Annotated in this window: 4 protein-coding genes and 1 pseudogene; 4 read left to right on the plus strand and 1 reads right to left on the minus strand. The window is 31.8% G+C overall.

The features are described 5' to 3' along the window. The first annotated feature begins 380 nt into the window (after positions 1-380). The 4 genes from FTV42_RS15740 to nadS all read left to right on the plus strand — a co-directional run bounded on the left by FTV42_RS15740 (position 381) and on the right by nadS (position 3,307). Positions 381-1,772 carry a hypothetical protein gene (locus FTV42_RS15740; protein ID WP_163146732.1) on the plus strand — a complete coding sequence of 464 codons (1,392 nt, stop codon included), beginning with the start codon at positions 381-383 and terminating at the stop codon, positions 1,770-1,772. Positions 1,773-2,331: 559 nt separating this feature from the next. Beyond that, positions 2,332-2,532 (plus strand): hypothetical protein, encoded by a 201-nt coding sequence (locus FTV42_RS15745; protein ID WP_163146734.1) that lies wholly within the window; start codon positions 2,332-2,334, stop codon positions 2,530-2,532. A 189-nt stretch (positions 2,533-2,721) separates the two neighbouring features. Continuing rightward, positions 2,722-3,042, plus strand: a complete 321-nt coding sequence (locus FTV42_RS15750; RefSeq protein ID WP_002126330.1) for a type II toxin-antitoxin system RelE/ParE family toxin — start codon at positions 2,722-2,724, stop codon at positions 3,040-3,042. Then, on the plus strand, positions 3,035-3,307 hold the full coding sequence (gene nadS, locus FTV42_RS15755) for a NadS family protein (RefSeq protein ID WP_004676016.1): 273 nt from the start codon (positions 3,035-3,037) through the stop codon (positions 3,305-3,307). The genes FTV42_RS15750 and nadS overlap by 8 nt, the downstream gene beginning before the upstream one ends. A gap of 78 nt (positions 3,308-3,385) precedes the next feature. Here nadS and FTV42_RS15760 read toward each other — a convergent pair. Beyond that, positions 3,386-3,762, minus strand: a pseudogene (locus tag FTV42_RS15760) (hypothetical protein); the annotation flags it as partial.

Raw genomic sequence — 3,762 nt, forward strand, 5'->3', positions numbered from 1 at the left:
GTCTTGTACGCATTTGCTTACGTCAATTACGGCCCTTTGCGCCTGTACGACCTGGCTGCAATTTCCTATGATGGATTCATCAGGAACAGGAAGTTCCACACAATAATAAGAACATAGATACGCACAAGGACTGTAAGGTACGACAGGAGTTATACCTAAACACCCAATACGAAAAAGCCCGACAGGATGTCGGGCTTTTTTATTTAAATCAAACTATGGGACAGTAGTATCTTAAGATGCTAACTTCAATTAATTCTTACTAAGTTGGGTTTATTTAAAAACATTGAATATGTTTTAAATAATAAAAAATCTTAGCTTATTGTCATACTTTAATATTGATTAGAAATATCCATGTTTTATGATTTTTTAGGCACTTAATAATGAAACTCGAATTAAATTTTCCAGATGATTTTCCTAGACAATTAATAGATATGCTTCATGGACTGCACCCACGACTCCCTAAAGGCTATCCAGCAGAATTTATTTCTTTGGATAAAGCTATAGGTAGGAGAGTTGCAGAAAATGTTATCGCTTTAAATGATTACCCGGCTAAAAATTTATCAAAATTTGCCGGCTGGGGAATAAATTCGCATATGACTCAAAATATCAAAGTAAATCACTTTTTAAAAATTAATAACATGTATTTTTGGGATGCAGAGCTTTATAGATCCAAAGATATATATCAAATTGATTACAAAGAAGATTCTATTATTAGGCTTCCTAAAAATATCGAACTACCTTCTGAAATAGATGCTGTTATTCAAGAAGATGATAGTAGGTTAGATCTTGAAGATCCCTTTTCCTATAAGGTTCTTTCACCAATAGAAAAATTTGAAGGTGTGATAAAACAAGGAAGCATTATTCAACAAGATGAGTGTTTGGTTCAAAAAGATGAAAAAATTAATGCTGAAAAAGTAATCGTGTTATCGAGAGCTGGTTTAAGAGAAATTGAGGTATATAAAAAACCTAAAATCATTATAGTTAGTATGTATAACTATGATAATGAAGAAAAAATTAGTGAAGAATGTATTTATGTTCAAAATATTTTGCAGCAATGGGGTTACGATGATGTTGGAGTCAAAATCTTAAAACCAATTAGATTAGAGCATGCTTTTAAAAGTGAAATTGAACAAAAAAATCCTATTATTAATCCCGCTTTAACATCTTCACAAGAGCAGTTTACTGATGAATTTCGAGTATTGGCAGCAGAGTACGATTTAATTTTAGTTTGCAGCGCTAGTTCTTCAAGTGGTGGTATTTTAACTTTACCTAAACTTGCTACTTTTGATCAATCGTCAACTAATAGTCCAATCAACATGCTCACGTTAAATGAGGAAAAATTTAAAGTTTTTAGAAGTGATCATCGTTCACATCCAATCAATAAAATGGAAAAAATATTAGATACCCAAGGTCATTATAGAGGTTTAAAAACTCACACTATTGAAGACAAAGCAACTATCGTGAACCTCCTAGGAGATGTTGATGATATTGCGATGACGATGAATGTCGGAGTGAGATATATTTTAAATAGAACTGACCCTAATTTTATAAAAAATAATTTTCACAGAGGATTCATTAAAAATTATGAAACTACCGATAAAATGCAATTATTATTTGGAAATTATACACAGGATGACTCTGGAAAATTCTTGATTGATATTGCTGAAGACACGGGAAATCATAAGTTAAATAAATTCACGTACTCTAATTGTATTGTAGTCATTCCAAGCCAAGCTGATGTTTCAGAAGTCTTCTTTATAAAACTTTATTAAGAATAAAGATGAAACTAAAAGGACTAAGCCCTGTAGCATACAGAACTCAGTCCTTTCGTATAATCGCCATTATGTTAAATGAAGCGAATTTATTCAAAAATTTATTCGATTTGAGTAATTTTAATAATAGTTAAATTTTAAAAAATCATATTTAAATATCAAATTAACAATAAAGTTGGAATTTTCTTATGTTCTTAAAAAAAATAGTTCTAATTAGTACAATAATAACTAGTAGTCTTGCTCTTGCATATGATCCTACAACGCCTTCATATTATTTAACGAAAGAATTGTGATGTGTGCAGAATATTATGCAGACTGTATTGATGTCTATGGGTCTGCTGGTAGCGGTGGAATGTCAGAGTGTGGAAACTCTTTAAATACATGCATCACTACAGGTGATTGGAATCCACCAAATCTTCCTGTACCATCATCGGATAGATTATTAAACCTTTTTAGTTCAGAAACTAGAGAAGCTACAACAAGATATACCACGGCCTAATAAATCAGGATCTCAATGTAATATGATTGGGATCCTTACCAACATATATAGAAGAGAAAAATGGATCAATTAAAAAAAATAAATGATGATTTGTATCAAGCTGCAATATTATTAGACAGTATTCCTAGTAAGATTCAATCAGATCCATCACTAGAAAATAGAGAAAATATCTTACTGATAGGAAAAGCTCTCAGTCATATTTTTGAACTCCAAAATAATATTTATAAAATTCGCCCTGATTTAAAAAATAATAATCAGTAATAACAGTTATTTATAGTATTTTTTAAGAAAGATAGCGGCTCATTTGAGAATATAAAAGTAATATTCTATTTGTAATAGTTTCTCTGAAATTAACATAATACGGATTATACGAAACGAGAGTTATCAGCTCTCGTTTTTTGATACAGAAACTGCTAGAATCCTTATACGCCATTGACGTACAAAGAATCTATGTTATTCATTGAAACCAGCATCTTTACCAAGCAAATCAAAGACCTTGTATCTGATGAGGAATATCGTCAACTTCAACAAGATCTATTGGTTCAGCCTGATAAAGGTGACTTGATCAAGAATGGCGGTGGCATTCGAAAAGTACGTTGCGCTCAAGGTAATAAAGGCAAAAGTGGCGGTATCAGAGTAATTTACTATTGGGTAAATGAGGATGATCAAATCTTTTTCTTGGTGGCTTATCCAAAATCTGTAAAAGATAATCTAACGGATAAAGAAACCGCCATTCTGCGCCAACTCGTGAAGGAGCAATTTCATGGATAACAACTTATTTGATGACTTAGTTGCTTCGATTAAAGAAGCAGGAGCAATCAAGCGCAAAGAGATCCAAGCAAGTCGAACAACCGAACTTGAATTACCTGATATTAAGGAAGTCCGAGAAAAAACTGGTTTAAGTCAAAGCGAATTTGCAGCACGTCTCCACATCAGTCATCGCACCCTGCAAAACTGGGAACAAGGCCGACGCTATCCGACAGGACCAGCGGCAACATTAATTCGAATCTTAGATGCACATCCTAGCCTTATTTAAAAAAATGCATTAAAAATGGGAGCTTAGCTCCCATTTTTTGACTTCGTATAACGTGTATTATGTTAATTGTAGGAAATCTTAAATATATTTTCTTAGATGTTTTTCAAGAATGTTAGAAAGTATTGTAGATGAATGAATTATCCTATCTATTAGCTCTTCCGACTCTTCTTTTGTCATTGTAGATGTCTTATTTTCAATTATGGTATCAAATGTAATTAACTCATAATAATCAGAATAGGCTTTAAGAGCTTCTCTTTCATATTCCTTCAAAAATTTCATCTTTTTTGAAAAAAGAAGAGCTGAAATTGGTCCACCATAGGGAAAATTATTCACTTCGGATTTTAAATAAGTTAAATATAAGGAAACTTTTTTAATATCTTTAAAAGTTTTTTGAGGATCATCATCTAAGAAAACATTAATACATGTTTCATTGGTCTTGATTAACAGATCATTAG

The organism is Acinetobacter sp. YH16052 (genome assembly GCF_013417155.1).
Classification (GTDB): domain Bacteria; phylum Pseudomonadota; class Gammaproteobacteria; order Pseudomonadales; family Moraxellaceae; genus Acinetobacter.